General features: G+C 74.4%; 1 protein-coding gene. It reads left to right on the top strand.

What is annotated here, in order from left to right:
* A partial coding sequence (locus HW577_RS24920; RefSeq protein ID WP_198378781.1) for a Bug family tripartite tricarboxylate transporter substrate binding protein occupies window positions 1-984 on the top strand: 984 nt, incomplete at its 5' end.
* Window positions 985-1,489: the final 505 nt, after the last annotated feature.

A 1,489-nucleotide genomic window follows, 5' to 3' on the forward strand; every position in this document is an offset into this window, starting at 1 on the left:
ACGATCCGCCGCCGCGCCCTGCTCGCCGCCCCGCCCGCCGCTTCCCTCGCCGCCGCTCCGCGCGCCGCCCGCGCCCAGGCCCCCTGGCCGGACCGGCCGATCCGCCTCGTTGTCCCCACCGCGGGCGGGGCAGGGACCGCCGACACCCTCTCCCGCATCATGGCGCAGGAATTCGAGGCACGGCTCGGCCAGCGCGTGGTGGTCGAGAATCGCGCCGGCGCCAATGGCAATGTCGGCGCCGCCCATGTCGCGCGCAGCGCGCCGGACGGGGCGACCTTCCTCTGGGGCTGGGCGGGCACGCTCGCGACCAACCCGTCGCTCTACGCCAGCCTGCCCTTCGACCCGGTGGCGGATTTCGACCCGGTCGCGCTGGTGGGCAACGTGCCGAACATCCTGGTGGTCAACCGCGACCTCGGCCCGCGCACGCTGGCGGAGTTCACCGCCTTCGCGCGCGCCCATCCCGGGCGGATCAACTTCGGCTCGACCGGCAACGGGTCGTCCATGCATCTCGCGGGCGAGCTCTATCGCCAGATGACGAACACCGAGATGCAGCACGTGCCCTATTCCGGGCCGGCGGCGGCGGTGACGGACCTGCTCTCGGGCCGCATCCAGGCGATGTTCAACCTGCTGACCGGCGCGCTGCCGCAGGTGCAGTCGGCCGGCGTGGTACCGGTCGCGGTGCTGGCCGACCAGCGCGTGCCGCAGTTGCCCGATGTCCCGACCGCGGCCGAGGCCGGCCTGCCGGGCCTGTCCTTCGGCACCTGGTTCATGGTGCTGGCGCCCAAGGGCACGCCCGCGCCGATCCTCGATCGGATGAACGCGCTGGCGAACGAGATCATCGCCGCGCCGGAACCTCGCGCGCGCCTGCAGGCGGCGGGCATGTCGCCGCTCGGTGGCACGCGGGAGGACGCGGCCCGCTTCCTCGCCGCCGAGATCGAGCTGCACCGGCGGATCGTGCGGGCGAGCGGGGCGAGGATCGATTGAAGCTGGACTCGTCTGCGACCTCGATCGCCGGCGCCGACTCTTTGCTTGCCTCAGGCGCCGGCGCCGCCATCCGGCGGCTTGGCTTGCGCGCCATGCACGGGCGCGCGGGGCGCTGCTGATGGTCTGGGCGCGGTCGCGCTTCGCGCTCGCGGATCGAGGCGCGGCCTCGATCCGTTGTCGATGCTGTCGGCGCGGAGTCCGTGTGTGCCTCAGGCGCCGGCGCCGCCATCCGGCGGCTTGGCTTGCGCGCCATGCACGGGCGCGCGTGGCGCGGCTGATGGTCTGGGCGCGGTCGCGCTTCGCGCTCGCGGATCGAGGCTGAGCCTCGATCCGTTTTCTTTGCTGCCGGCGCGAGGTTATCTCGACCCTTATGCCCCCGGCGCGGCCACCGCGTCGCGCGTCCGGTCCCGCCGCAGTGCCCGCAACAGCGCGGCCGCCGCCACCGCCACGCCGCCCAGCGTGCCGATCACGCCCGCCGCGTTGAGCGCCACCGTCCCGCCCAGCG

The sequence above is a fragment of the Neoroseomonas rubea genome (assembly GCF_016106015.1).
Taxonomy (GTDB): Bacteria; Pseudomonadota; Alphaproteobacteria; order Acetobacterales; family Acetobacteraceae; genus Neoroseomonas; species Neoroseomonas rubea.